This is a genomic window from Dellaglioa sp. CoH-56-MRSF-13, from assembly GCF_056782095.1.
Genome location: NZ_JBXAYC010000096.1, coordinates 1 through 359, shown reverse-complemented (window position 1 = coordinate 359; position 359 = coordinate 1). Strand labels below are relative to the sequence as shown.

Here is a 359-nt window from a genome sequence, read left to right as displayed (position 1 = left end):
ATCTCGATGGCTGGTTTGATAAACCGCACCCGCGTCGGTTCCATGACATCGACGACGGTTCCTATCGTGGGAAGTCCGTGCGATGAACGAACTCTGGGAAAACCCGCTATACACGGTGGAAGAGCGTCTGGAAATGGCGGTCGGTGGCATCCTGTTCCGTGACAGGTGCCTGAAGCAAGCATACGAGCGCCTCAATCAGGCGAACCAAAGGCTGCGGGAGGTCGCGGAGTTGGCGCATGCCGTGAACGACGTGATCGAGCTGTTCGAAGAGTTTTACGCGGACAGCAAGGGACAGCCGATCACTGATCGGCTGCGCGAAATCAGTGCAGTGCTTCACGCACAAAAACAAGGAGAGTAAA

The 359-nt window shown here is 56.3% G+C and carries 1 protein-coding gene; it reads left to right on the top strand.

All coding sequences use genetic code 11. The features are described from left to right. Window positions 1-82 precede the first annotated feature (82 nt). On the top strand, window positions 83-358 hold the full coding sequence (locus AC1RP1_RS08060; protein WP_281106395.1) for a hypothetical protein: 276 nt from the start codon (window positions 83-85) through the stop codon (window positions 356-358). Window position 359 lies beyond the last annotated feature (1 nt).